Below are 23,018 nucleotides of genomic sequence, written 5' to 3'. Positions count from 1 at the left end.
GTCGGCGCCGTCCTCGGGCACCACGCCGCATGGACACGACAGCGACGCGCGCGGCGACGGGTCGGTCCGTCCTCGCCGGGGTGCTCATCGGGGTGGGCGTGGCGGCGTTCCTCGACGAGACCGTCTTCCACCAGCTGCTGCACTGGCACCACTTCTACGACGGCGCGGGGCTCGAGGCCGGGCTGGTCTCCGACGGCGTGTTCCACGCCGGGGGCTGGCTCGCGATCGTCGTCGGCCTGTTCCTGTTCGCCGATCTCCACCGCCGCCGCGCGACGGTGCCGAAGCGCGTCTGGGCCGGGGGCTTCCTGGGCTGGGGCGTCTTCCAGGTCTACGACGGCCTGTTCCAGCACAAGGTGCTGGGGCTGCACCAGATCCGCTACGAGGTCGACCTGCTGCCCTACGACCTGGCGTGGAACATCTCCGGCGCGGTGGGCGTCGTGATCGGGGTCGTGCTGCTCCTGGGCCCCGCGCGCCCGATCGCCGGGGACAGGGCCTGACCGCCGTGGAGCACGGGGTCCACGACGCGCCGGTCGGGCCCGGGGTCTGGGTGTCCGCCCTGCCGGTGCTGGCGGTCGCCGCGCTCTACGCCGCCGGTGTCCTGCGTCTGCGGGCGCGGGGGGACCGCTGGTCGCCCGCACGGTCGGTCGCGGCCGCGGGCGGCGCCGTGGCGATGGCCGCCGCGCTGCTCCCGCCCCTGGGCGACCGCCCGGACCTCGTGGCGCACGTCGTCGGCCACCTCCTGCTGGCGATGGTCGCGCCGCTGCTCCTCGCGCTGGCCGCACCCGTCACGCTCGCCCTGCGCGCGCTGCCCCCCACGGGGCGTCGCCTGCTGCTCGCCGTGCTGCACAGCCGCCCCGCCCGGGTGCTGACGTGGGCGCCCGTGGTCGCCGTCCTCGAGCTCGGCGGGATGTACGCCTTCTACCTCACCGACCTGTTCGCGCTGGCCCACGCGCGGCCGGCGCTGATGACCCTCGTGCACCTGCACATGGTGCTCGCGGGCCTCCTGCTCAGCGTGGTCCTCGTCGGCCGCGACCCGCTCCCGCACCGTCCGGGGATCGTCGGCGCGCTGGTGCTCCTGCTGGTCGTGGCCGCCGGGCACGACGTGCTGGCCAAGCTGATGTACGCGCGCCTCCTGCCCGCCGGCGCCGGCAGCCCCGACGAGATCCGGCTCGGCGCGCAGGTCATGTACTACGGCGGCAGCGCGGTGGAGATCGCGCTCGCCGTGGCCCTGATGGCCGGCTGGTACGCCCGCGGCGGCCGGGAGCTGCGCCGGGAGCGGGCCCGGGAGCAGGCGCGGGAGCAGATCGGTGCGCCGGCGCCGGGCGGGTCCCCAGCACGCGGGTGAGCGCGGCGAGCAGGTCCGGGACGTCGTCGCGGGGGACGACGGCCTGGGACGCCGACGACGGTCGACGCCCAGCTCCGCCAGCCGGTCGAGGAGGTGGTCGGCGACGGTGTATCCGCTCACGGGCGGCAGGCTCCCCTCACGACGGGGCGAGGGTCATGATCGCGGCACGGTCGGGTTTGCCCTGCTCGGTGAGCGGGAGGTCGTCCGGCTCGACGACGACGAGCGTGTCGGCGACCGAATGGCCGTGCTCGGCGGCCACGGCGTCCCGGCCTGCCGCGACGTCGAGCCCCGCGCCCCAGGGCAGCACCGCCGCGATCCGGCGGCCGCGCGCCGGGTCGGCCACGACCACCGCGTAGCGCACGTCGGGCCGGCGCATGAGCGTGTCCTCGATCCCCGTCGGCGTCACCAGCCGGCCGTCGACGACCGTGCAGTCGGCGGCGCGCCCGAGGACGTGCAGGCGCCCGTCGTCGCCGAGGCGCCCGAGGTCGCCGGTGCGGTACCAGCCGTCGACGAAGTGCTCCGCCTGCTCGACCGGCCGGTTCCGGTACCCGTGCGCCATGGCGGGGGAGCGGACCTCGATCGACCCGTACGCGGGGTCGAGCGCGCCGTCGTCGCGCCGGAACCGGACCTCGACGCCGGGCAGGACCGTCCCGGCGCAGGTGGCGCGCTCGGGGTCGGACGGGTCGTAGTCGGCGGGCCGCAGGGCGCTGACGATGCCGATCTCGCTGGCGCCGTAGGTGTGCTGGAGCACCGGGCCGAGGCGTTCGACGGCACGCCGGCGCAGCGTGGGCGGGGCGGAGGCGCCGATGTGCGTCAGCGTCCGCAGCGAGGACAGGTCGCGGCGGGCCACGTCGGGGTGGTCCATCAGCGCGACCAGCTGGGGCTCGACGAGGAACAGGTCGGTGATTCGGTCGGCCTCGATCGACGCCAGCAGGGCGGCGGGCTCGGAGTCGTCGCGCAGCACCACCGTGCCGCCGCCGATCAGGGTCTGGGCGACGAGGATCTGGGTGAGGTAGGCCTCGGGGCCCGAGGCGAGCTGGCGTCGCTCGGGGCGGTGCGGGGTGGCGACCGCCGCGGCCCACGCGGCGACGTCGCGCACGCTGCTCTTGGGGATGCCCGTCGTGCCGCCGGAGGACAGGACCGTGCCGAGGTCCGCCAGGTGCGCCCGTGACGCGAGCGGTGCGGACGACTGCCGGGCGGCGAGCTCGTCGAGGCGCTCCGGGACGCCCGCCACGGGGCCGACCGCGACCACGGGGGCGGTCGTCTCCGGCAGCAGGTGGGCGGTCTGCGGGAAGACGACGACGAGGCGCGGGTCGATCTGCGCGAGCTGCTGCGCTCGCCGATCCGCCCCGGGTGGGGCCGAGACGTACACCGCGGCGGCGTCGAGGAGGTGCGTCGCGTAGCGCACCGCCAGCGCGTCGGGCCGGTTCGGCCCGTACTGCGCGACGAGGTCGCCCGTGCCGATGCCCAGGCCGGCGAGGGCCCGCGCGTAGCGGTGGATCGCGGCGAGGAGCTCGGTGCCGGTGGTCTCGCCGTCGGGGTGGCGCAGGACGACGCGGTCGCCGGCGGCGTCGAGGGCGTCCACCACCTGCTCCACCGAGGGGTGCGGGGCGGGGGTCGAGCCGGCCCGGTCGGCGGCCGTATCGGTCACGCTCCGTACCGTCGCGCGGAACGAACCCGGGAACCATCGGCTGATCGGGTGAGCAGTCGTTCACCGCAGGACGGCAGGCGACACTCGCGAGGTGACACCACCCGCCACCGTGCTCGTGGCCGACGAGGTCCGGGACGCGATCGCCGCAGGTCGGCCGGTCGTCGCCCTCGAGTCCACGATCATCACCCACGGGCTCCCGCGCCCGCGCAACCTCGCGACGGCGCTCGAGGCCGAGGAGCTGCTCCGCGACGCCGGCGTGGTGCCGGCGACGGTCGGGGTCGCGGGCGGGCGTGCCGTCGTGGGCCTGTCGCGGGCGGAGCTCGCGCGCCTCGCCGAGACGCCGGGCGTCGCGAAGATCAGCGTGCGCGACCTGCCGGTGGCGGCCGCGCGGGGCGCCGACGGCGGCACCACGGTGGCCGCGACCGCGCTGCTCGCGCACCGGGCGGGGATCGGCGTCTTCGCGACGGGCGGGCTCGGCGGCGTGCACCGCGGGGCGTCGACGACCTTCGACGAGTCGGCCGACCTGGTCGCGCTCGCCGGCGTCCCGATCCTCGTGGTCTCCGCGGGCGTGAAGTCGATCCTCGACGTCCCCGCCACCCTGGAGCGCCTCGAGACCCTCAACGTCACCGTGCTCGGGTACCGCACCGACGCGTTCCCCGGCTTCTACGTGCGCGACTCCGGGTCGCCGGTGCCGGCCCGGGTCGAGAGCCCGCAGCAGGTCGCGGCCGTCGTCCGGGCCCGCGACGCGCTGGAGCTGCGTTCGGCGGTGGTGCTCGCGAACCCCGTCGACGCGTCGGCCCAGCTCGATCCCGAGGAGCACCGCGCGGTGCTGGACCGGGCCCTCGCCGAGGCCGTCGCGCGGGGTGTCGTGGGCCACGACACGACACCGTTCCTGCTCGACCACATGCGACGCTCGACCGAGGACCGCAGTCTGGAGGTCAACGTCGCGGTCTACCGGGGCAACGTGGCGCTCGGCGCCGAGGTGGCCCGGGCGCTGGCGGGCGGCCCGGACGGGGGCTGACGCGTACCCCTCCCGGCCACGGGGTACGCGGCACGGGGCTTGCACACGGTCGGGGACGACGCGGGAGGAGCGGTGGGGTGACGAGGCAGGACAGCGAGGTCGACTGGGACGCCGAGCGCTCGGCCTTCGTGGCCGAGGACGCGACCGAGCGGCTCAAGGGCAACGACGCGTACCCCAGCAACGGGAACGCGCCGACCGGCGGCCCACGGATCGGCATGCTCGCGGAGGCGGTCGGCGAGCTGTCCGCGGCGCTGCTCGACACCCCGCTCACCAACGGGGTCAACGAGCTGCTCGAGCGGGTCGTCGCCCTCGGACCCCGCGTGGTCACCGCCGCCGACGTCGCCAGCGTCACCCTGCGCCGCGAGGACGACGGCGGCTACTCCACGCCCGCGTACTCCGACGAGCTCGCGGTCCGGCTCGACAAGGTGCAGTACGACCGGCAGGAGGGGCCCTGCGTGCGGGCCCTGGAGGCCGGCGGGCTCGGTGTCGCCCGCAGCGACGACCTCGCGCACGACACCACCTTCCCGCGCTTCGGCCCGGCCGCCGCCGATCTCGGGGTGGGCAGCGTGTTCGCGGTCGGCCTCTTCCCCGTCGGCGGCCCGCGCCCGCTGCGCGGCGCGCTCAACTTCTACCGTCGCGACGCCGGAGGCTTCGGCCAGGCCGACCGCGAGGCCGCGGTGCTCCTCGCCGCCCACGTGTCGACGTCGCTCGCGTACGTCACGGCCACCGAGGCCGCCGAGCTGCGCCAGACGCAGTTCCGCGTCGCGCTGGACTCCCGCGACGTCATCGGGCAGGCGAAGGGCATCCTCATGGAGCGCCGGGGCCTGCCCGCCGACCAGGCGTTCGATGTGCTGCGCCGGGCGTCGCAGGACCTCAACGTGAAGCTGCGCGACGTCGCCGCCACGCTCGCCGAGCGTCGCGCCGACATCTGAGGACCGTCCCGCCCGCGCCGGCTCCCGGCGCCCGGGCGAGGATCACCCGCATGGCCGAGGACGAGAGCCCCGACGGGCAGGACGGTCGGTGGGCGCGGTTCCGCGCGTCGGCGGCGCAGGCCGGACGCCGGGCGCGCGACCTGGACCGGTCGGAGGGCCTGCGCACCGCCGTCGCGCGGGTGCGCCGGGCGCTGCCCGGCGACGCGCACTTCGGCGACCCGCTGTCCCTCGGCGGGGCGCGGCACGCGGAGTTCGCCGGGCGCGCCGTGGTCGGGCTGACCGGGGACCGGCCGGGCGTCACGCGCGAGGTGAGCCTGGGCGGGCTGCAGCTCTGGCAGTCGGTGCTCGAGCGGTTCGGCGGCGGTGTGGGCGAGCGCGAGGTCACGCTCGTGTTCACCGACCTCGTGGAGTTCTCCCGCTGGGCCCTGCGCGCCGGCGACGACGAGGTCCAGCGTGTCCTGCGGGAGGTCAGCGAGGCCTGGGAGAAGCCGGTGACCGACCGCGCGGGCACCGTGGTCAAGCGCCTCGGGGACGGGATGATGGCCGCGTTCGCCGAGCCGACCGGCGCCCTCGAGGCCGTGGTCGAGGCCCGCACGCGGCTCGCGGCGCTCACCGTGCCGGACTGGACGCCGAGGATGCGGGCGGGCCTGCACATCGGGCGCCCGCGCCGCGTCGGCGGCGACTTCCTCGGCGTCGCGGTGAACACCGCGGCGCGCCTGGGCGACCGGGCCGGGCCCGACGAGATCCTCATCAGCGGCGACCTGCTCGCCCGCCTCGACGAGTCCCGCCTGCGCGTGCGCCGCAAGCGCTGGAACACCCACCTCAAGGGCGCCCCGCCCGACCTCCAGATCTTCGCGGTCGAGAAGGCCTGACCCCATGTGAGCGAAGTTCCCGGCTATGGCCGGGAACTTCGCTCACGGGTCAGGAGCCCGCGAGCGCGCCGCGGCGCGGGGTGAGCTATTGGCGCAGCGTCGCGCTGGGCGAACGCCCGAAGTGCTCGCGGTACACCACCGAGAACCGCCCGGGGTGCGCGAAGCCCCAGCGCGCGGCGATCGCCTCGACGCGGTCGCCGCGCGTGGGGTCGCCGTCGCGCAGGTCGCGGTGCGCATGCTCGAGCCGCACGCGGCGCAGGTACTCGAGCGGCGTCATGTCCCGGTGACGGCGGAAGGCGAGCTGGAGCGAGCGCGCCCCGATCCGCGCGGCCTCGGCGATCTCCGTGAGCCCGATGTCCTGGTCGGCATGGGCGTCCATGTAGTCGACCGCGCGGCGCACCGTGGCCGGCTCGCCGTTCCCGTCGGCGTGCGCGAGCGGGTCGGTGAGCGCGGAGAGGGCGGTGTTCGGGAAGGTCGCGAGCAGGGCCGAGGCGAGCTGCTGCACGACGGTGGCGCGCACCAGCGGCTCGGCCATGAGCGCGTCGGAGGCGATGACCTCGTCCTTGAGGTGGTGGCTCAGCCGCGACCAGTAGCCGGCGAGCGGGGCCGACACCGGGGCCGACGAGGTGAACGTGATCGCCTCGGGGTCGAGCCCGGAGAGGCCGGCACCGACGCGGGCGACCTCGACGGGGTCGAGCGCCGTGGCGAGCACGGTGACGTCGTCCCAGCCCGTCTCGTACGGCGCCCAGGTCGGCGTGAGCTTGAGCGACCCGCTGACCTCGCCGCGCCCGTCGCGGACGTGGTGCGGACCGCCGGCGAGGGTCTGCACCACGACCAGGGCCTCCGGGGGTTCGCACCACGCGCGGAGCGGACCCGAGTGGCGCACCGTCCCCATCACGACCGGACCGGTCGCGGCGACCTCGGTCCAGAACGAGAACCCGTGCGGATCGATCCGCCCGGGCCGCATGTCGGTGTAGGTCTCGCGGAGGTACTCGGTCGCGGCGTCCGGATCGGTGCTCGCCCAGCGGTACCGCGTGACCGGCTGCGGCCGTGTCGCCACACCCTCCATGCCTCACCCTCCCGATCGATCGTGCGCGACCGAGTATTGCGGATGAGGCAACGGCTCGGCCACGTGTGAGCACACACTCGAGTACAATTTGGGCAGACGCCCAGTTTGTTCCCCCGTCCCGCGGAAGGCGGCCCCGTGTCCTACGTGCTCCTCGCCCTCGCGATCGCCTGCGAGGTGGTCGCGACGGTGTCGCTCAAGCTCTCCGAGGGGTTCACGCGGCTCGTCCCGTCGGTGGTCGTGGTGGTCGGCTACCTCGCGGCGTTCGGGTTCCTGTCGCAGGCCCTGGCGCGGGGGCTCGGCGTGAGCGTCGCCTACGGGCTGTGGGCCGCCGCGGGGGTCGCGCTCGTCGCGATCGCCGGCACGGTGCTGCTCGGCGAGACCCTGACGTGGGTCCAGATCGGCGGGATCGGGCTGGTCATCGCCGGGGTGCTGGCCCTCGAGCTCGGGGCCCAGCCGACGTGACCAGAGCCGACGTGACCAGTGCCGACGTGACCAGGGCCGACCTGACCACGGCATCGGCCCCCACGACCGACGGACGGCGACGCAAGGGCGAGGAGCGGCGCCGCCTGATCCGGGAGGCGACGATGCGGCGGATCGCCGACGGCGGGGTCGTCGCGGTCACCCAGCGGTCCGTCGCCGCCGAGGCGGGCCTCACGCCGAGCCTCGTCAGCTACCACTACCCGACGGTCGACGCGCTCCTGTCGGCGACACTCGCTGCGGTCAACGACGCCTACGTCGCCGCGCTGGAGCGCTGCGCGAGGCACGACGACCCGCTGCGGGCCCTCGCCGGCTTCGTCGCAGCCTGCGGCGCCGACCGCGGTCCCGCCGTCGCCGCGGAGTACGAGCTCTTCCTGCAGGCCGGGCGCCGTCCCGCGCTGCGCGGGGAGTGGGAGCGGTGGACGGCCGCGCTCGACGCCCTGCTGCTCCCGCTCGTGCCCGACCCGTCACGGCGGCTCGCGGCCGCGGCGGGCGTCGACGGCCTGTTCCTGCGCTGCTGGTGCGACCACCGTCCGTGGGCCACCACCGACGTCGAGCGGGTCCTGCGCGCCCTGGTCCCCGCAGATCTGGTGTGACGCCCGATGATCCCGCTACCGTCGGCGTTCGGCGTGACCGTCCCGGTCACCGAGCCCGGGGACGGTCGATGAAGAAGCTTGCGGAGCTCCTGGTCTGCTTCCTGCACCCCATCGCCGTGATCCTCGTGTGGCTCAACCTCGTGGTGCGCCCCGAGCTCAGCGCCACCGCCAAGATCGTCTGGGCGGTGCTCGCCCTGGTCCCGATCGTGCCCTTCGTCTACGTGCTCACCGGCGGCGAGCTGTGGGAGGGCAAGCCGAAGGCCGGCCCGGCGGCGGTGGGCCCGGGCGGGGCCCGGCGTCCCTGACGTCCGGTTCGCGCTGCACGGTCCGTCCCCGATCGGGGTGTCCCCGGGCCCCGGGGTCGCCTACGGTCGGGCAGCGCGGTCCAGCAGCGGTGCCGCGCCGACCCGAGTCCTCGACCCGGCGACGCGGAGCACTCGAGCGTCGCGCTGGGAGACCGCATGCTCGACCGTGCCCGGACGGCCCAGGGGGATCCCCCCGGAGCCATCGGGTTCCCGCCGCCCGACGACGCCCTGTGGACGTGGGTCGCCGGCTCCGGTGTCGACAGCGTCGAGCTCAAGGTCCTGCTCCGGCCCGGTCCCGGGGTGGGGGCGCGGTTCACGGTGCGGCACGCCACCCGGGTGCGGCAGCGCCGGCTCTACCTGATGGACACCCCGGACCTCGTCCTCGCCCGCGCGGGCGTCCACGTCCGTCTGCGCGACCGCGGACGCGACCGCTGGGACGTCACCGTCCGGCTGCGCGGGGAGGGCCCGGTGGCCGACCTGCCCCGCCCCGGCGGCGCGCGGGTGGAGCTCGACGTCCTGCCGGGTCACGCCTTCCACTCCACCGAGCTGCGCGAGGTGGTCGACGCCGACCGCGCGCTCGCCTGCCGCGACGGGCGGCTCGACACCCGTGAGGTGCTCACCGCGGCCCAGGGCGCGCTGCTCGACGAGGCCGCCCCGGGGGTGGCGACGCTGCGCGCGCACGGGCCGCTGGCCGTCGAGCGGGTGACGGTGCCGCGTCCGCGCTGCCAGCTCCCGCACGCCCGCCACGAGCGCTGCCGCTTCCCCGGTGGTGGGGTGCTCGAGGAGTTCTCGGCGCGCTGCGGCCCGGACGAGGCCGCGGACGTCGCGCGCGCCGTCACCCGCTTCCTCGCCCTCCACGACGCCGCCCCGGTGCCCCAGCAGCGCACCAAGACCGCCGCCTGGCTCGACGAGCTGCTCCGGGCCGCGGGGGTCTGAGGCCGGATCGCCGGGTCAGATCACCAGCGAGGTCTGCACCGTGTACTGCGACGCGCGGTAGATGTGGCGCCCGAGCTCGACCAGACGGCCCGTGTCGTCGTAGACCAGCCGCTGCATCGTGACGCACGCGGCCGGCTCGGTCTCGCCGAGCAGCGCGGCCTCCTCCGAGGTCACCAGACGGGCGCCGATGGTCTGGTGCGCGATGGCGAACGTGACGCCCTGGGCGCGCAGGGTGGCGTAGAGGCCCCGCTCGCGCAGCTCCTCCTCCTCGAGGCGAAACCGGTCGGGCAGGTAGTTCGTCATGATCGCGAGCGGGTCGCCGTCAGCACGGCGGAGCCGGCGCAGGTGCACGAGCCGCTCGTCGACCTCCACGACGTCGTCGACGCCGAGCTCCGCCGCCGTGCCCGCCGACCGCTCGAGCAGTTCGGTGGAGGGTTCGTGACCCGTCGACGCGAGGTCGTCGTGCAGGCTCGAGAACTTGACGTCCCGGCGGATCGGCGGTGCGGCGACCACCTGCGTGCCCACCCCCCGCTTGCGGACGAGCAGGCCCTTGCGCACGAGCTCCTGGATGGCCTGGCGGGCCGTGGGGCGGGCGAGACCGAGCCTGGTGGTCATGGCCAGCTCGTTCTCGAGTCGGTCGCCCGGGCGCAGGGCCCCCTCGGTGATCGCGCGCTCGAGGGCCAGGGAGAGCTGGTGGTACAGGGGCACCGGGCTGGAGCGATCGAGCTCGATCGGCAGCTCGACGGGCCCGGACGCGACGGTCATGACCTCGATCCTAGCCGCAGAGTTTCGTTGGTCTCAATGACTCTATGTCTGGACAAAGTATTGACGCTGGCGCCGGTCGCTGCCTAACGTCCTCGTCATCGCCACGGCACATCGCCGGAGGCCCTCGAGAAGGACGGACGAGGACAGCCCATGAGCACCGCCAGCACCGCGCCGGAGGTCCTGACGTTCGGGCGCAGCGGGGTGGACATCTACCCGCTGCAGACCGGCGTCGGGCTCGAGGACGTCGAGACCTTCGGCAAGTTCCTCGGGGGCACCACCGCGAACGTGGCCGTGGCCGCGAGCCGGCTCGGCCGGCGCGCCGCGATCATCACCGGGGTCGGCGACGACCCCTTCGGCCGCTACGTGCGCCGCGAGCTGCGCCGTCTCGGCGTCGACGACGCCCACGTGGTCACCGACCCGCACCACCTTACGCCCGTGACCTTCTGCGAGATCTTCCCGCCGGACGACTTCCCGCTGTGGTTCTACCGGCGCCCGACCGCCCCCGACCTGCAGGTCCGCACCGCCGACGTCGACCTCGACGTCGCCCGCGCCGCCGACCTGCTCTGGCTCTCGGTCACCGGCCTGTCCGAGGAGCCCAGCCGCCAGACGCACCACGACGTCCTGGACGCCCGGGACCGCCGGGGTCACGTCGTCCTCGACCTCGACTACCGCCCGATGTTCTGGGCCGACGCCGCGACGGCGACCTCCGAGGTCCAGAAGGTCCTCGGCCAGGTCACCGTCGCCGTCGGCAACCGCGAGGAGTGCGAGGTCGCGGTCGGCGAGACGGACCCGGAGCGGGCCGCCGACGCGCTGCTCGACGCGGGCGTGCAGATCGCCGTCGTCAAGCAGGGCCCGCGGGGCGTGCTCGGCAAGACCCGCGACGGCGAGCGCGTCGAGGCGCCGCCGATCCCCGTGACCCCGCTCAACGGGCTGGGCGCCGGCGACAGCTTCGGCGGCTCGCTGGCCCACGGCCTGCTCGCCGGGTGGGACCTCGCGACGGTGCTGCACCGCGCCAACGCGGCCGGCGCGATCGTCGCCTCCCGCCTCGAGTGCTCGACCGCGATGCCCACCCCCGACGAGATCGACGTCCTGCTCCAGAAGGGCTCCCCGGCATGACCTTCGCCGCCACCTACGACGACGTCCGCGCGATCCGCGCGACGGAGCCGGAACGGGTCGCCAAGCTGCTCGCGGCCCGCCGCCGGCGGCCGTTCGTCCCCGCCGACGGGCGCCTCATGATCGTCGCGGCGGACCATCCCGCCCGTGGTGCGCTGGCGGCCGGCGGTCGCGCCGACGCCATGGCCAGCCGCCCCGAGCTGCTCGACCGTCTGCGCGCCGCGCTCGCCCGCCCGGGCGTCGACGGCGTGCTCGCCACCTCCGACATCCTCGAGGACCTGCTGCTGCTCGGGGCCCTCGAGGACAAGGTCGTCGTGTCCTCGCTCAACCGCGGCGGGCTCGCCGGCGCGGTCTTCGAGATGGACGACCGCATGACCGGCTACGACGTGCGCGGCACGGTCGAGGCCGGCTTCGACGCCGCCAAGATGCTCACCCGCATCGACTACGACGACCCGGGCACCGTCGAGACCCTGCAGGCCTGCGCCGACGCGGTCACCGAGCTCAACCGGGCCCAGACCGTCGCCATGGTCGAGCCCTTCATCTCCCGGCGCGTGGAGGGGAAGGTCGTCAACGACCTCTCGCCCGCGGCCGTGGTGCGCTCGATCCACATCACGCAGGGGCTCGGGGCGAGCAGCGCCTACACGTGGATGAAGCTGCCGGTGGTCGACGAGATGGAGCGCGTCATGGACGCGACGACGCTGCCGACCCTGCTGCTCGGCGGCGACCCGGCGGCCGCGCCCGAGGAGACGTACGCGTCGTGGCGCCACGCCCTGGCCCTGCCGAGCGTGCGCGGGCTCATCGTCGGCCGCACGCTGCTCTACCCGTCGGACGACGACGTCACGGGCGCCGTCGACACCGCCGTGGCGATGGTCCGGCCGGGGGTGCGGGCATGAGCGCGCCCACCCGTGCCGAGCTGCACGTCCCGGCCGGCACCGCCGCCACGTCCGGGTACGACCTCGAGATCACCCCGACCACCGCCGGCTGGACCTGGTCGAGCCTGCGGACGCTGACGCTCGCCGCGGGGGAGCGGCGCGAGGTCGTGACCGGTGACGAGGAGATGATCGTCGTCCCGCTGTCCGGCGGAGTGACCGTCCGCGACGGCACCACCGAGTACGTGCTCGCGGGCCGTCCCGACGTCTTCGCCGGCCCCACCGACGTCGCGTACCTCCCGATCGGCACCACGGCGACGCTCCGGGCGGATGAGGGGCCCGTCCGGGTCGCGCTGACCGGAGCCCGCACCGAGGTCGCGCTGCCGTTCCGGTACGTGCCCGCCGCCGACGTCCCCGTGGAGCTGCGCGGCGCCGGGCAGTGCAGCCGCCAGGTGCGCAACTTCGGTGCCGCCGGCGTGTTCGAGGCCGGCAACCTCATCGCCGTCGAGGTGATCACACCCGGCGGCAACTGGTCGAGCTACCCCGCCCACAAGCACGACGAGGCGACCGAGCACGAGTCGCAGCTCGAGGAGATCTACCACTACGAGATCGCGCCCGGCCCGCACGGCGAGCCCGGCCTCGGCTTCCACCGCACCAGCGCCTCGGACGCGGGCGACATCGACGTGCTCATCGAGGTCCGCGACCGCGACACGGTCCTCGTGCCCCACGGCTGGCACGGCCCGTGCGCCGCCGCCCCCGGCCACGACATGTACTACCTCAACGTTATGGCCGGCCCGGGCGAGCGCGCCTGGAAGATCACCGACCACCCCGACCAGGCCTGGATCCGCGCCACGTGGGCGGACCAGCAGGTCGATCCCCGTCTGGCAGGCACCTCATGAGCGAGACCGTCCGTCTCACCGTCGCCCAGGCCCTCGTCCGCTTCCTCGGGGCCCAGTACTCCGAGCGCGACGGCGTCGAGCAGAAGCTGTTCGCCGGCTGCTTCGGCATCTTCGGACACGGCAACGTGGCCGGCATCGGGCAGGCGCTGCTCGAGGCCGAGCTCGCCGAACCCGAGCTCCTGCCCTACGTCCTCGGCCGCAACGAGCAGGCCATGGTGCACTCCGCCGCGGCCTACACCCGCATGAAGGACCGTCTCCAGACCTGGGCCGTCTCGACGAGTGTCGGCCCCGGCGCCACCAACATGGTCACCGGCGCGGCCCTGGCGACGATCAACCGCCTGCCGGTGCTCCTGCTGCCCGCCGACACCTTCGCCGACCGCGCCGCGTCCCCGTTGCTCCAGGAGCTGGAGCTGCCGGACTCCGGCGACGTCACCGTCAACGACTGCTTCCGTCCGGTGTCGCGCTACTTCGACCGCGTGTGGCGCCCCGAGCAGTTGTCGTCGGCGATGCTCGCGGCGATGCGGGTGCTCACCGACCCGGCCGAGACCGGCGCGGTGACGGTCTGCTTCCCGCAGGACGTGCAGGCCCAGGCCCACGACTGGCCCGTGGAGCTCTTCGCGAAGCGGGTGTGGCACGTCGCCCGGCCCCTGCCCGAGCGCGCCGCGGTGGCACGGGCCGCGGAGGCGATCCGCTCCGCACGACGCCCGCTGGTCGTCGCCGGCGGCGGCGTCCACTACAGCGGTGCGACCGCCGCCCTCGCGGCCTTCTGCGAGGCCACCGGCATCCCCGTCGGCCAGAGCCAGGCCGGTAAGGGCACGCTGCTGTTCGACCACCCGCAGTGCCTCGGGGCGATCGGCTCCACGGGCACCACGGCGGCCAACACGATCGCCCGCGACGCCGACGTGGTCATCGGGATCGGCACCCGGTACTCCGACTTCACCACCGCCAGCCGAACCGCGTTCCAGGCCGACGGCGTCCGGTTCGTCAACATCAACGTCGCCGGGCTCGACGCGGTGAAGCACTCCGGGATCGGGGTCGTCGCCGACGCCCGCGAGACCCTCGAGGCGCTGACCGCGTCCCTGGCCGACTTCCGCGTCGACGCCGACTACGAGGCCGAGTACCAGCGGCTCGACGCCGAGTGGGACGCGACGGTCTCCCGCGTGCACGCGGACGCCCCGTCGGGCGGCCTGCTCACCCAGAACGCCGTGATCGGGATGGTCAACGAGCTCACCGAGCCGCGCGACGTCGTCGTCTGTGCGGCCGGCTCCATGCCCGGTGACCTGCACAAACTGTGGCGCACGCGGGACCCGAAGGGCTATCACGTCGAATACGGCTACTCCTGCATGGGCTACGAGGTCGCCGGCGGCGTGGGCGTCGCTCTCGCGTGCCCCGACCGGGACGTCGTCGTCATGGTCGGTGACGGCTCCTACCTGATGATGGCCACCGAGCTGGTCACCGCGGTCCAGGAGGGTGTCAAGGTGATCACCGTCCTCGTGCAGAACCACGGGTACGCCTCGATCGGCGCCCTGTCCGAGGAGCTCGGCTCGCAGCGCTTCGGCACCCGCTACCGCTACCGGTCGGGCACCGGGCGCCTCGACGGCGACCGGCTGCCCGTCGACCTCGCCGCGAACGCGGAGTCGCTCGGCGTCCGCGTCCTGCGCGTCCGCACCGCCGACGAGTTCGCCGCCGCCCTCCGGGAGGCCAAGGCCGCCACCACCAGCGTCGTCGTCCACATCGAGACCGACCCGCTGGTGCCCGCCCCCGACTCCCGCTCCTGGTGGGACGTCCCGGTCGCCGAGGTGTCGTCCCTCGAGACGACCCAGCGCGCCCGCAAGACCTACGACGACGCGAAGTCCACCCAGCAGACCTTCCTCCACCCCAGCGAAGAGGTGTCCTCGTGAGTTCGAGCTCGACCAGCAGGATCAGGGTCGGCAGTGCCCCCGACTCCTGGGGTGTCTGGTTCCCCAGCGACCCCGACCAGACCCCGGCCGACCGCTTCCTCGCCGAGGTCGCCGCCGCCGGCTACGACGTCATCGAGCTCGGTCCGTACGGCTACCTGCCGACCGACCCGACCGAGCTCGCCGACACCCTGCGGACCCACGGCCTGACCGTCTCAGCGGGCACGGTGTTCGAGCACCTGCACCGCCCGGACAGCTTCGACCACGTCTGGGAGCAGGTCACCGAGGTCGCCTCCCTGACCCGCGCGGTCGGCGGCGAGCACCTCGTCGTCATCCCCGAGCCGTGGCGCGACCACAAGACCGGCGCGCCGCTCGAGTCGCCCACCCTCGACGCCGCCGGCTGGGACCGCCTGACCTCGGGGATGGACGAGCTCGGCCGCCGGGTGCTCGAGGAGTACGGCCTGCGCGTGCAGTTCCACTCGCACGCCGACTCGCACGTCGGCTACCAGTCGGAGATCGAGCGGTTCGTCGAGTCGACCGACCCTCGCTACGTCAACCTCTGCCTGGACACCGGGCACGTCTCTTACTACCGGGGCGACAACGTCGCGATCATCCGGAAGTACCCCGAGCGCATCGGCTACCTGCACCTCAAGCAGGTCGACCCCGCGGTGATCGACCGCGTCGAGGCCGAGGACCTGCCGTTCCCGGACGCCGTCAAGGCCGGCGCCATGATCGAGCCGCCCTACGGCGTGCCCTCGATGCCCGAGGTGCTTCAGGCCGTCGAGGAGGCGGGACTCGACGTCTTCGCCATCGTCGAGCAGGACATGTACCCCTGTCCGTCCGACCAGCCGCTGCCGATCGCGCAGCGCACCCACACCTACCTCGGCTCCTGCGGCACCGGCTCGGTCCGCATCGGCACGCCGGCCTGAGAGGAGGCAGCCATGAGCTCCCAGGACACCGAACTGAAGGTGGCCGTCCTCGGCGTCGGCAAGATGGGGTCGTTCCACGTCGAGAGCCTGTCGCGGCGCACCCGCGGCGCCCGCGTCACCGTGGTCAGCGACTTCTCGGACGAGCAGGCCCACCGCGTGGCCGACCCGATCGGCGCCCGGGTGGTCGCCGACCCGCTCGCGGCGATCGCCGCCGACGACGTCGACGCCGTCGTGATCGCCAGCCCCGGGACGGCGCACGAGGAGCAGGTCCTGGCCTGCCTCGAGGCCGGCAAGCCCGTGCTGTGCGAGAAGCCGCTGACCACCGAGGCCGCGACCGCGGCCGCCGTTCACCGCCGCGAGACCGAGCTCGGCCGCCGCCTGATCCAGGTCGGCTTCATGCGCCGCTTCGACCACGAGTACGCCGCGCTGCAGCAGATGATCGCCGGCGACGAGCTCGGCGCGCCGCTGATGCTGCACTGCACCCACCGCAACCCGGCCGTGCCGGAGTTCTTCGACTCCGAGTTCATGATCCGCGACTCGGTCGTCCACGAGGCCGACTCCGCGCGCTTCCTGCTCGGCGAGGAGATCACCGCGGTCAGCGTGGTGCGCGGCCGCCCGACCGGGAGCGCCCCGGCCGGGGTGTCCGACCCGATGCTGGTGCTCTTCGAGGCCGAGTCCGGCGCCCTGGTCACCATCGAGATCTTCGTGCGGACGGGCATCGCCTACGAGGTCCGCACCGAGGTCGTCGCCGAGCGCGGCTCCGCCCTGATCGGCCTCGACCAGAACGTGGTCACGAAGCGGGTCGGCGGGACGTGGGGCGGGACGAGCACGCCGGACTTCGTCGCCCGCTTCGGCCAGGCCTACGACGACCAGATGCAGCGCTGGGTGGCCGCGGCGACCCGGGGCGTCACCACGGGCGGCGACGCCGTCGACGGCCCGGGCAGCTGGGACGGCTACGCGGCCGCCGCGATCTGCGAGGCCGGCGTGGCCGCCGTCATCAAGGGCGAGCGCGTGGAGACCGGGATGGAGGCCCGCTCGGAGGCGAGTGGAGCGACGGGGGATGAGTCATGAGGCTCGCCCTGGACGCCCAGATGTTCCACCGCACCCACGCGGTGACCGACCTGCCCGACGCCGTCGCGCGCGCCGGCTACCAGTGGATGGAGCTCTCCCCGAAGGAGGACTTCATCCCGTTCTTCGCCCATCCCCGGGTCGACTCCGCGACCGTCGCCACGCTGCGACGCCGCGCCGCCGACGCCGGGGTGGGCATCTCCTCGGTGCTGCCGGTGCTGCGCTGGTCGGGGCCGTCCGAGGACGCCCGCCAGGCCGCCGTTCGTGCCTGGCGCCGAGCCCTCCAGATCACCGTCGACCTCGGCGTGGACACGATGAACACCGAGTTCAACGGCCGCCCGGAGGGCGCCGAGCACGCCGAGGCGATGTTCCTGCGCTCGTTCGAGGAGCTGGCGCCGGACTTCGAGCGCGAGGGCATCCGCCTCGTGCTCGAGCCGCACCCCGACGACTTCATCGAGGACGGGCACGCCGCGGTCGACATGGTCGCCGGCCTGGACCGCGACTGGGTCACGTTCCTCTACTGCACGCCGCACACGTTCCACCAGGGCAACGACCCGGCGGGGATCATCGCCCGCGCCGGCGCCCGGGTGACCAACGTGCACCTGGCCGACACCCTCGACCACACCGCGTCGGGCGGCCTGCGCTACATCGTCAACCCGCCCGGTTCCACCGTGCGCGTGCACCAGCACGCCCCGATGGGCGCGGGCGAGGTCGACTTCGACGCCGTCTTCGCCGCGCTCGCCGCGGCCGGGTTCGACGGCACACTGACCCACTGCGTGTTCGGCTGGGAGGAGCGCGCGAGCGAGATCGTCGCCGCGGACCGCGCCACCATCACCGACCTCGTCAGCAAGCACTTCGGCTCGGACACTGCTCTGGAGTCGCCATCCGGAAGGACGTCCCCATGACCGAGACCCTCCACCACTGGGCCGCCGGCGCGGTCCTGAAGTCCGCGACCGACCGCTTCGGTGACGTCACCGACCCGGCGAGCGGTGAGGTGACCCGCCAGGTCGCGCTGGCGACCGAGACCGACGTCGAGCAGGTCATCGAGGCGGCGGCGCGGGCCTACCCGCGCTGGCGCGACACCTCGCTGACCAAGAGGACGTCGATCCTGTTCCGCTTCCGCGAGCTGCTCAACGAACGTGCCGGCGAGCTCGCCGAGATCATCACCGCCGAGCACGGCAAGGTGCTCTCCGACGCGGCCGGCGAGGTCGCCCGCGGCCAGGAGGTCGTCGAGTTCGCCTGCGGGATGCCGCACCTGCTCAAGGGCTCGGCCACCGAGAACGCGTCGACGGGCATCGACATCTCCTCGATCCGCCAGCCGCTGGGCGTCGTCGGGATCATCAGCCCGTTCAACTTCCCCGCGATGGTGCCGATGTGGTTCTTCCCGATCGCGATCGCCGCGGGCAACACCGTGGTGCTCAAGCCCTCGGAGAAGGTCCCCTCGGCGGCACAGTGGATCGCCGAGCTCTGGCGCGAGGCGGGGTTGCCCGACGGGGTGTTCAACGTCCTGCACGGTGACAAGGTCGCCGTGGACGGGCTGCTGACCCACCCCGAGGTGAAGAGCATCAGCTTCGTCGGCTCGACGCCGATCGCGCGCTACGTCTACGAGACGGGCACCGCCCACGGCAAGCGCGTGCAGGCCCTCGGCGGGGCGAAGAACCATGCCGTCGTGCTCCCGGACGCCGACCTCGACATGGCCGCCGACCAGGCCATCAACGCCGGCTTCGGCTCGGCGGGCGAGCGGTGCATGGCGATCTCCGCGGTGGTCGCGGTGGGTTCGGCCGGGGACGCGCTCGTCGAGAAGATCGCCGAGCGGGCCCGCGGCCTGGTCACCGGCGACGGCCGTCGCGGCGCGGACATGGGCCCGCTGGTGACGGCGGCCGCCCGCGATCGCGTCGCGTCCTACGTGGACGCCGGCGAGGCCGCCGGGGCGACGCTCGTGGTGGACGGCCGGGGCGTGACGCCCGACGCGGATGGTCAGGGCTTCTTCGTCGGCCCGACGCTGTTCGACCACGTCACCACCGACATGTCGATCTACACCGACGAGATCTTCGGTCCGGTGCTGGCCGTGGTCCGCGTCGACACCTACGACGAGGCCGTCGCCCTGATCAACGCCAACCCCTACGGCAACGGCACTGCGATCTTCACCAACGACGGTGGCGCCGCGCGGCGCTTCCAGAACGAGGTGGAGGTCGGGATGATCGGCATCAACGTGCCGGTGCCGGTCCCGATGGCCTACTACAGCTTCGGCGGCTGGAAGAACTCGCTGTTCGGCGACACCCACGCCCACGGCGCCGAGGGCGTGCACTTCTTCACCCGCGGCAAGGTCGTCACCGCACGCTGGATCGACCCGGCCCGTCGCGGCGGGGCCGGCGAGCTCGACCTGGGGTTCCCCCGCAACTCCTGATCCCCGCTCGCGGCACCCGCGGTCGGCCTCCGAGCCGGCCGCGGGTGCTCCGCCCTGCCCACGTGGAGGCCGTCCGATGAAGCTCGGCGTGTACGACGCGATCCTGCACGACCAGCCCCTGCCCGAGGCCCTGCGCAGCGTCCGCTCGCTCGGGCTCACCGGCATCGAGATCAATGCTGGCGGGTTCCTGCCCCCGGTACATCTGCCGGTCGACGACATCCTGTCCGGCACGACCGCGGCGGAGGACTACCTCGGCGTCTTCGCCGACGTCGGTGTGGAGCTCACCGCCCTGAACTGCAACGGCAACCCGCTACACCCGGACACGCGCATCGGCGAGGTCCACGCCGCGGACCTGCGGCGCACCATCGAGATCGCCGGAAAGCTCGGCGTGCGGCGCGTCGTCTCCATGTCGGGCCTGCCGGCCGGCGAGCCGGGCGGCACGATCCCCGCTTGGAACCCGATGCCGTTCGAGTCCACCTATTCCGATGTCCGCGACCGCCAGTGGGCCGATGTCGGCGTCCCGTTCTGGCGGGAGATCGACGCCCTGGCGACCGAGCACGGCGTGAAGGTCTGCATCGAGATGCACCAGTTCAACCTGGTCTTCAACCCCTCGACGCTGACCCGCCTCGTCGAACAGACCGGAGCGACGTCGGTGGGCGCGGAGATGGACCCGAGCCATCTGTTCTGGCAAGGCATCGACCCGGTCGCGGCGATCGAGTACCTCGGCGACCTCGTGTACCTCGCCGCGGCGAAGGACACGCGCATCAACGACGCCGCTCGCATCCACGGCGTCCTGGACGACCGGCACCGGAAGGTCACCGAGAACCCGCTGCGCCTCGGCGGCGACGCGACCCTCAACGCCTGGCCCCAGAACGCCGGCTGGGACTTCGTCGCCCTCGGCAAGGGCCACGACCAGGCCTTCTGGGCCCGTTTCCTGCAGGCCCTGGCCAAGGTCGACCCCGACATGGCCGTGAACATCGAGCACGAGGACGTCGAGCTGGGTCAGTTCGAGGGCCTCGAGGTGGCGGCGACGATGCTCACCGCCGCGGCCGCGGACGTGTAGGCGGGCCTGTGACCCTGTCGGACGCAGACTTATTGACCTAATGTCAGGACAAAGTCTTGACTACGGGCTCGGCAGCTCGTAGCGTCCCCGTCACCGGTGCGGAACGCCGCGGGTGCCGCGGGGCATCCCTCCGGGGGCCGTGGTCCGTGTTTCTCCTGCGAACTAATTCAGGATCCCGTCGCGCGCATTTCTGTTCGGTGGATGATTTCGAACGAAAGGGCGCAGAAAACTGTGCGCCAGCCCGGAGAGCCGTCGCGCTTTCCGGGCTTTCTGGCGTCCATACGTGCTGGTCAGGTCGCTGTAACAATTCTTCGAGAACGCCTTGACTTCGATCACACTTCCCCGTCATCCTCGATGACGGTAAGGGACCTTCGGTCGATCTCGATGCCTGCGGTGTTTTTGTTTCCGTGGAGGCTCGCGAGCGTCTCGCCGAGTGGCCCGGTACGCCTCATCACGTCGCGATTCGCCATTCCTCAACGGGGAGTTCTCGCATGACCACCTACAACCAGCAGCCGGCGCACCCGGCTCTCCCGCCGGATGTCCCCGGCCCCCACTCCAAGCGACTCGGGATCATCGCCGTCGTGGCCACGTTCGGTGGCCTCCTCTTCGGCTACGACACCGGCGTCATCAACGGCGCGCTCGAGCCGATGACCGCCGACCTCGGGTTGACGGCCTTCACCGAGGGCGTCGTCGTCAGCATCCTCATCTTCGGCGCGGCCATCGGCGCCATCGTCGGCGGTGCGCTGTCCGACCGATTCGGGCGCCGCCACAACATCCTGATGCTGGCCATCGTCTTCGGCGTCGCGACCATCGGCTGCGTGCTGTCGCCGAGCTGGCCGGTGCTGGCCCTGTTCCGCTTCATCCTCGGCCTGGCGGTCGGGGGCGCCTCGGCCACGGTGCCGGTCTACCTGGCCGAGGTCGCCCCGGTGGAGCGTCGAGGCAGCATCGTCACCCGCAACGAGGTCATGATCGTCAGTGGCCAGTTCGCCGCGTTCGTCATCAACGCCCTGATCTTCAACATCTGGGGGGAGAACCCCGGCGTCTGGCGCGTCATGCTCGTCGTCGCGGTGCTCCCGGCCATCGCCCTGTTCATCGGCATGATGCGGATGCCCGAGAGCCCCCGCTGGCTGGTCTCGAAGGGCCGGGAGGACGAGGCGTTGGCGGTCCTCCAGCAGGTCCGCGCTCCCGACCGGGCCCGTGCCGAGATGGCCGAGGTCCACCAGCTCGCCGAGGAGGAACGCGCCTCGAAGACCGCCGGCGCCACCGACCTGGGCGTGCGCTGGATCCGCCGGCTCATTCTCATCGGCGCCGGCCTGGGCATGTTCCAGCAGTTCACCGGCATCAACTCGATCATGTACTACGGCACCCAGCTGTTGGGCGACGCCGGCTTCTCAGACAGCGCCGCGATCATCGCCAACACCGCCAACGGCCTGTTCAGCGTCCTCGGCATCACCGTCGGCCTGCTCATCATGAACAAGGTCAACCGGCGGACGCTGCTGCTCGCCGGGTTCGCGCTGACGACCTTCTTCCACCTGCTCGTCGGGCTGTCGGCGTTCCTGCTGCCTGACGGCACCGCCAAGGCGTGGTTCATCCTCGTCTTCGTCGTGCTCTTCGTGTTCTGCATGCAGGGCACCATCGGCCCGCTCGTGTGGCTCCTGCTCTCCGAGATCTTCCCGCTGAAGATTCGCAGTCTGGCGATCGGCATCAGCGTCCTGGTGCTGTGGCTGTCGAACGCCGTGGTCTCCCTCGGGTTCCCCGTGGTCGTCGAGGACCTGGGCATCGCGTCGACGTTCTTCATCTTCGTCGGTCTCGGCCTGCTCGCCCTGGTCTTCGTGTACCGCCTGGTGCCCGAGACCCGCGGCCACTCGCTCGAGCAGCTCGAAGAGCAGTTCCGCACCCAGTACTCATGATCATTCCCGCCTCGACCTACGGAAGGAGAGACCCATGACCGTGCTCGTCGCCGTCCCCGAGGGGCGGGAGGGTCCGCAGGCCCTGGACGCCGGCATCACCGAGGCCCGGCTGCTGGACACCGACCTCGTCGTCCTCAACCTGACCCTGTCCACGATCGACGTCTCCGGCGTGCCCGAGGACCTCAAGGTCACGCTGCTCGAGCGCTCCGGCCCCGGCGACCGCGACCCGGCCGACGCCGTGCTCGACGAGATCGCCGACCGGCCCGACGTCTCTCGCCTCGTCATCGGCCTGCGGCGCCGGTCGCCCGTGTCGAAGGCCCTGCTCGGCAGCATCAGTCAGCGGCTGCTGCTGGAGAGCCCGATCCCGGTGCTGGCGGTGAAGCCGGAGGACTGACCCGGCCCCACCTCTGCGACCTCGGTGGCGGAATCCGCGCTCAGCGCGGGTTCCGCCACCGAGGTCGTTCCGGGGGGCGGCCCCGGGCCGTCCTCAGGCCGACGCGGGCACCGGGTCGTGCGGCAGGTCGATCGCCTCGGCGGGCGGGGACGCGAAGGAGGCGGCGCGGCGGGGGTCATCCCCGGGAACCCGGGTCCAGCCCGTCGACGTGATGCCCGCTGGTCATGCCCGCGGCGCGGGACCCCAGCGCCGGATCGCCTCGTAGGCGAGGACGCCGCCGAGGACCAGCGGCGGGTCGACGACCCCGAGTACCAGCAGTGCCGCGCCCCCGAGGTACGCGGGCAGGCGCTGCGGCACCACGCCGTTGACGAACCGCGCCACCTCCGAGGCGGTGGCCACCGCCGTGTCGACGACGCCCTCCCGGTGGTGATCGGGGGCCGGGGGTGGTGCGGGGGTGGCCGGGGTCGGCGTGACCGGGGAGGCCGTCGGGGGCTTCGGG

Annotated in this window: 24 protein-coding genes; 20 read left to right on the top strand and 4 right to left on the bottom strand. The window is 73.4% G+C overall.

Annotation, left to right across the window (positions count from 1 at the left end; all coding sequences use genetic code 11):
* Positions 1-29: 29 nt before the first annotated feature.
* Together PH191_RS06000 and PH191_RS05995 are read left to right on the top strand one after the other, a co-directional pair.
* The gene (locus tag PH191_RS06000) at positions 30-497 is read left to right on the top strand and encodes a DUF2243 domain-containing protein (RefSeq protein ID WP_274193729.1); all 468 of its coding nucleotides are present in this window, start codon (positions 30-32) and stop codon (positions 495-497) included.
* A 5-nt stretch (positions 498-502) separates the two neighbouring features.
* Positions 503-1,345: a cytochrome c oxidase assembly protein gene (locus tag PH191_RS05995; protein WP_274193728.1), complete on the top strand. Its 843-nt coding sequence runs from the start codon at positions 503-505 to the stop codon at positions 1,343-1,345.
* Between the two features lie 136 nt (positions 1,346-1,481).
* On the opposite strand, the gene PH191_RS05990 is transcribed toward PH191_RS05995, so the two are convergent.
* Positions 1,482-2,996 (bottom strand): class I adenylate-forming enzyme family protein, encoded by a 1,515-nt coding sequence (locus PH191_RS05990; protein ID WP_274193727.1) that lies wholly within the window; start codon positions 2,994-2,996, stop codon positions 1,482-1,484.
* Between the two features lie 91 nt (positions 2,997-3,087).
* Here PH191_RS05990 and PH191_RS05985 point away from each other — a divergent pair, with 91 nt between their 5' ends.
* From PH191_RS05985 to PH191_RS05975, 3 genes are all read left to right on the top strand, one after another.
* Positions 3,088-4,017, top strand: a complete 930-nt coding sequence (locus PH191_RS05985; protein ID WP_274193726.1) for a pseudouridine-5'-phosphate glycosidase — start codon at positions 3,088-3,090, stop codon at positions 4,015-4,017.
* Positions 4,018-4,094: 77 nt separating this feature from the next.
* Positions 4,095-4,949, top strand: a complete 855-nt coding sequence (locus tag PH191_RS05980) for a GAF and ANTAR domain-containing protein (RefSeq protein ID WP_274193725.1) — start codon at positions 4,095-4,097, stop codon at positions 4,947-4,949.
* Positions 4,950-4,999: 50 nt separating this feature from the next.
* Positions 5,000-5,821, top strand: coding sequence for an adenylate/guanylate cyclase domain-containing protein (locus PH191_RS05975; RefSeq protein WP_274193724.1), 822 nt, complete (start codon positions 5,000-5,002; stop codon positions 5,819-5,821).
* A gap of 85 nt (positions 5,822-5,906) precedes the next feature.
* Here the strand turns inward: PH191_RS05975 and PH191_RS05970 are convergent, their stop codons facing one another.
* Positions 5,907-6,890 (bottom strand): helix-turn-helix transcriptional regulator, encoded by a 984-nt coding sequence (locus tag PH191_RS05970; RefSeq protein ID WP_274193723.1) that lies wholly within the window; start codon positions 6,888-6,890, stop codon positions 5,907-5,909.
* A gap of 135 nt (positions 6,891-7,025) precedes the next feature.
* Here PH191_RS05970 and PH191_RS05965 point away from each other — a divergent pair, with 135 nt between their 5' ends.
* The 4 genes from PH191_RS05965 (at position 7,026) to PH191_RS05950 (ending at position 9,204) form a co-directional block, all read left to right on the top strand.
* Positions 7,026-7,352, top strand: coding sequence for a DMT family transporter (locus PH191_RS05965; RefSeq protein ID WP_274193722.1), 327 nt, complete (start codon positions 7,026-7,028; stop codon positions 7,350-7,352).
* Positions 7,353-7,363: 11 nt separating this feature from the next.
* Positions 7,364-7,963 (top strand): TetR/AcrR family transcriptional regulator, encoded by a 600-nt coding sequence (locus PH191_RS05960; protein WP_274193721.1) that lies wholly within the window; start codon positions 7,364-7,366, stop codon positions 7,961-7,963.
* Between the two features lie 68 nt (positions 7,964-8,031).
* Complete coding sequence (locus tag PH191_RS05955; RefSeq protein ID WP_274193720.1) at positions 8,032-8,268, top strand: hypothetical protein; 237 nt, start codon at positions 8,032-8,034, stop codon at positions 8,266-8,268.
* A 156-nt stretch (positions 8,269-8,424) separates the two neighbouring features.
* A complete protein-coding gene (locus PH191_RS05950) occupies positions 8,425-9,204 on the top strand; it encodes a CYTH domain-containing protein (RefSeq protein WP_274193719.1) in 780 nt (259 codons plus the stop codon).
* A 15-nt stretch (positions 9,205-9,219) separates the two neighbouring features.
* On the opposite strand, the gene PH191_RS05945 is transcribed toward PH191_RS05950, so the two are convergent.
* Positions 9,220-9,969, bottom strand: coding sequence for a GntR family transcriptional regulator (locus PH191_RS05945; RefSeq protein ID WP_274193718.1), 750 nt, complete (start codon positions 9,967-9,969; stop codon positions 9,220-9,222).
* A 150-nt stretch (positions 9,970-10,119) separates the two neighbouring features.
* Between PH191_RS05945 and iolC the strand changes: the two genes are divergently transcribed.
* The 11 genes from iolC (at position 10,120) to PH191_RS05890 (ending at position 22,519) form a co-directional block, all read left to right on the top strand.
* Positions 10,120-11,085, top strand: coding sequence for a 5-dehydro-2-deoxygluconokinase (gene iolC, locus PH191_RS05940; RefSeq protein ID WP_274193717.1), 966 nt, complete (start codon positions 10,120-10,122; stop codon positions 11,083-11,085).
* Positions 11,082-11,975 carry a Cgl0159 family (beta/alpha)8-fold protein gene (locus tag PH191_RS05935; RefSeq protein WP_274193716.1) on the top strand — a complete coding sequence of 298 codons (894 nt, stop codon included), beginning with the start codon at positions 11,082-11,084 and terminating at the stop codon, positions 11,973-11,975. Before iolC ends, PH191_RS05935 begins: the two co-directional genes overlap by 4 nt.
* Complete coding sequence (iolB, locus tag PH191_RS05930) at positions 11,972-12,850, top strand: 5-deoxy-glucuronate isomerase (protein WP_274193715.1); 879 nt, start codon at positions 11,972-11,974, stop codon at positions 12,848-12,850. The genes PH191_RS05935 and iolB overlap by 4 nt, the downstream gene beginning before the upstream one ends.
* Positions 12,847-14,751: a 3D-(3,5/4)-trihydroxycyclohexane-1,2-dione acylhydrolase (decyclizing) gene (gene iolD / locus PH191_RS05925; protein ID WP_274193714.1), complete on the top strand. Its 1,905-nt coding sequence runs from the start codon at positions 12,847-12,849 to the stop codon at positions 14,749-14,751. The genes iolB and iolD overlap by 4 nt, the downstream gene beginning before the upstream one ends.
* On the top strand, positions 14,748-15,677 hold the full coding sequence (locus PH191_RS05920; protein WP_274193713.1) for a sugar phosphate isomerase/epimerase family protein: 930 nt from the start codon (positions 14,748-14,750) through the stop codon (positions 15,675-15,677). The genes iolD and PH191_RS05920 overlap by 4 nt, the downstream gene beginning before the upstream one ends.
* 12 nt (positions 15,678-15,689) lie before the next feature.
* On the top strand, positions 15,690-16,748 hold the full coding sequence (locus PH191_RS05915) for a Gfo/Idh/MocA family protein (protein WP_274193712.1): 1,059 nt from the start codon (positions 15,690-15,692) through the stop codon (positions 16,746-16,748).
* Entirely contained in the window at positions 16,745-17,650 is a 906-nt protein-coding gene (locus PH191_RS05910) for a sugar phosphate isomerase/epimerase family protein (RefSeq protein ID WP_274193711.1), read from the top strand. Before PH191_RS05915 ends, PH191_RS05910 begins: the two co-directional genes overlap by 4 nt.
* The gene (locus PH191_RS05905; protein WP_274193710.1) at positions 17,647-19,152 is read left to right on the top strand and encodes a CoA-acylating methylmalonate-semialdehyde dehydrogenase; all 1,506 of its coding nucleotides are present in this window, start codon (positions 17,647-17,649) and stop codon (positions 19,150-19,152) included. The genes PH191_RS05910 and PH191_RS05905 overlap by 4 nt, the downstream gene beginning before the upstream one ends.
* A 76-nt stretch (positions 19,153-19,228) precedes the next feature.
* On the top strand, positions 19,229-20,215 hold the full coding sequence (locus tag PH191_RS05900) for a sugar phosphate isomerase/epimerase family protein (RefSeq protein ID WP_274193709.1): 987 nt from the start codon (positions 19,229-19,231) through the stop codon (positions 20,213-20,215).
* Positions 20,216-20,706: 491 nt separating this feature from the next.
* The gene (locus tag PH191_RS05895; protein WP_274193708.1) at positions 20,707-22,125 is read left to right on the top strand and encodes a sugar porter family MFS transporter; all 1,419 of its coding nucleotides are present in this window, start codon (positions 20,707-20,709) and stop codon (positions 22,123-22,125) included.
* 34 nt (positions 22,126-22,159) lie between these two features.
* Positions 22,160-22,519 carry a universal stress protein gene (locus PH191_RS05890; RefSeq protein ID WP_274193707.1) on the top strand — a complete coding sequence of 120 codons (360 nt, stop codon included), beginning with the start codon at positions 22,160-22,162 and terminating at the stop codon, positions 22,517-22,519.
* A gap of 222 nt (positions 22,520-22,741) precedes the next feature.
* Here PH191_RS05890 and PH191_RS05885 read toward each other — a convergent pair.
* The coding region (locus tag PH191_RS05885) for a hypothetical protein (RefSeq protein WP_274193706.1) at positions 22,742-23,018 on the bottom strand (277 nt) is incomplete at its 5' end.

Origin of the sequence: Actinomycetospora callitridis (genome assembly GCF_028737265.1) — a bacterium.
In the GTDB taxonomy this organism is placed as follows: domain Bacteria; phylum Actinomycetota; class Actinomycetes; order Mycobacteriales; family Pseudonocardiaceae; genus Actinomycetospora; species Actinomycetospora callitridis.
The sequence above is the reverse complement of the archived record's forward strand: the minus strand, read 5'-3'. Positions and strand labels throughout refer to the sequence as shown.

What these genes read in the sequence shown, in the direction of transcription:
- PH191_RS06000 (WP_274193729.1), top strand. Translation starts at nt 30, where the DNA reads ATGGACACGACAGCGACGCGCGCGGCGACGGGTCGGTCCGTCCTCGCC.
- PH191_RS05975 (WP_274193724.1), top strand. Translation starts at nt 5,000, where the DNA reads ATGGCCGAGGACGAGAGCCCCGACGGGCAGGACGGTCGGTGGGCGCGG.
- PH191_RS05970 (WP_274193723.1), bottom strand. Translation starts at nt 6,890, where the DNA reads ATGGAGGGTGTGGCGACACGGCCGCAGCCGGTCACGCGGTACCGCTGG.
- PH191_RS05955 (WP_274193720.1), top strand. Translation starts at nt 8,032, where the DNA reads ATGAAGAAGCTTGCGGAGCTCCTGGTCTGCTTCCTGCACCCCATCGCC.
- PH191_RS05950 (WP_274193719.1), top strand. Translation starts at nt 8,425, where the DNA reads ATGCTCGACCGTGCCCGGACGGCCCAGGGGGATCCCCCCGGAGCCATC.
- PH191_RS05945 (WP_274193718.1), bottom strand. Translation starts at nt 9,969, where the DNA reads ATGACCGTCGCGTCCGGGCCCGTCGAGCTGCCGATCGAGCTCGATCGC.
- iolC (WP_274193717.1), top strand. Translation starts at nt 10,120, where the DNA reads ATGAGCACCGCCAGCACCGCGCCGGAGGTCCTGACGTTCGGGCGCAGC.
- PH191_RS05935 (WP_274193716.1), top strand. Translation starts at nt 11,082, where the DNA reads ATGACCTTCGCCGCCACCTACGACGACGTCCGCGCGATCCGCGCGACG.
- iolB (WP_274193715.1), top strand. Translation starts at nt 11,972, where the DNA reads ATGAGCGCGCCCACCCGTGCCGAGCTGCACGTCCCGGCCGGCACCGCC.
- iolD (WP_274193714.1), top strand. Translation starts at nt 12,847, where the DNA reads ATGAGCGAGACCGTCCGTCTCACCGTCGCCCAGGCCCTCGTCCGCTTC.
- PH191_RS05915 (WP_274193712.1), top strand. Translation starts at nt 15,690, where the DNA reads ATGAGCTCCCAGGACACCGAACTGAAGGTGGCCGTCCTCGGCGTCGGC.
- PH191_RS05910 (WP_274193711.1), top strand. Translation starts at nt 16,745, where the DNA reads ATGAGGCTCGCCCTGGACGCCCAGATGTTCCACCGCACCCACGCGGTG.
- PH191_RS05905 (WP_274193710.1), top strand. Translation starts at nt 17,647, where the DNA reads ATGACCGAGACCCTCCACCACTGGGCCGCCGGCGCGGTCCTGAAGTCC.
- PH191_RS05900 (WP_274193709.1), top strand. Translation starts at nt 19,229, where the DNA reads ATGAAGCTCGGCGTGTACGACGCGATCCTGCACGACCAGCCCCTGCCC.
- PH191_RS05895 (WP_274193708.1), top strand. Translation starts at nt 20,707, where the DNA reads ATGACCACCTACAACCAGCAGCCGGCGCACCCGGCTCTCCCGCCGGAT.
- PH191_RS05890 (WP_274193707.1), top strand. Translation starts at nt 22,160, where the DNA reads ATGACCGTGCTCGTCGCCGTCCCCGAGGGGCGGGAGGGTCCGCAGGCC.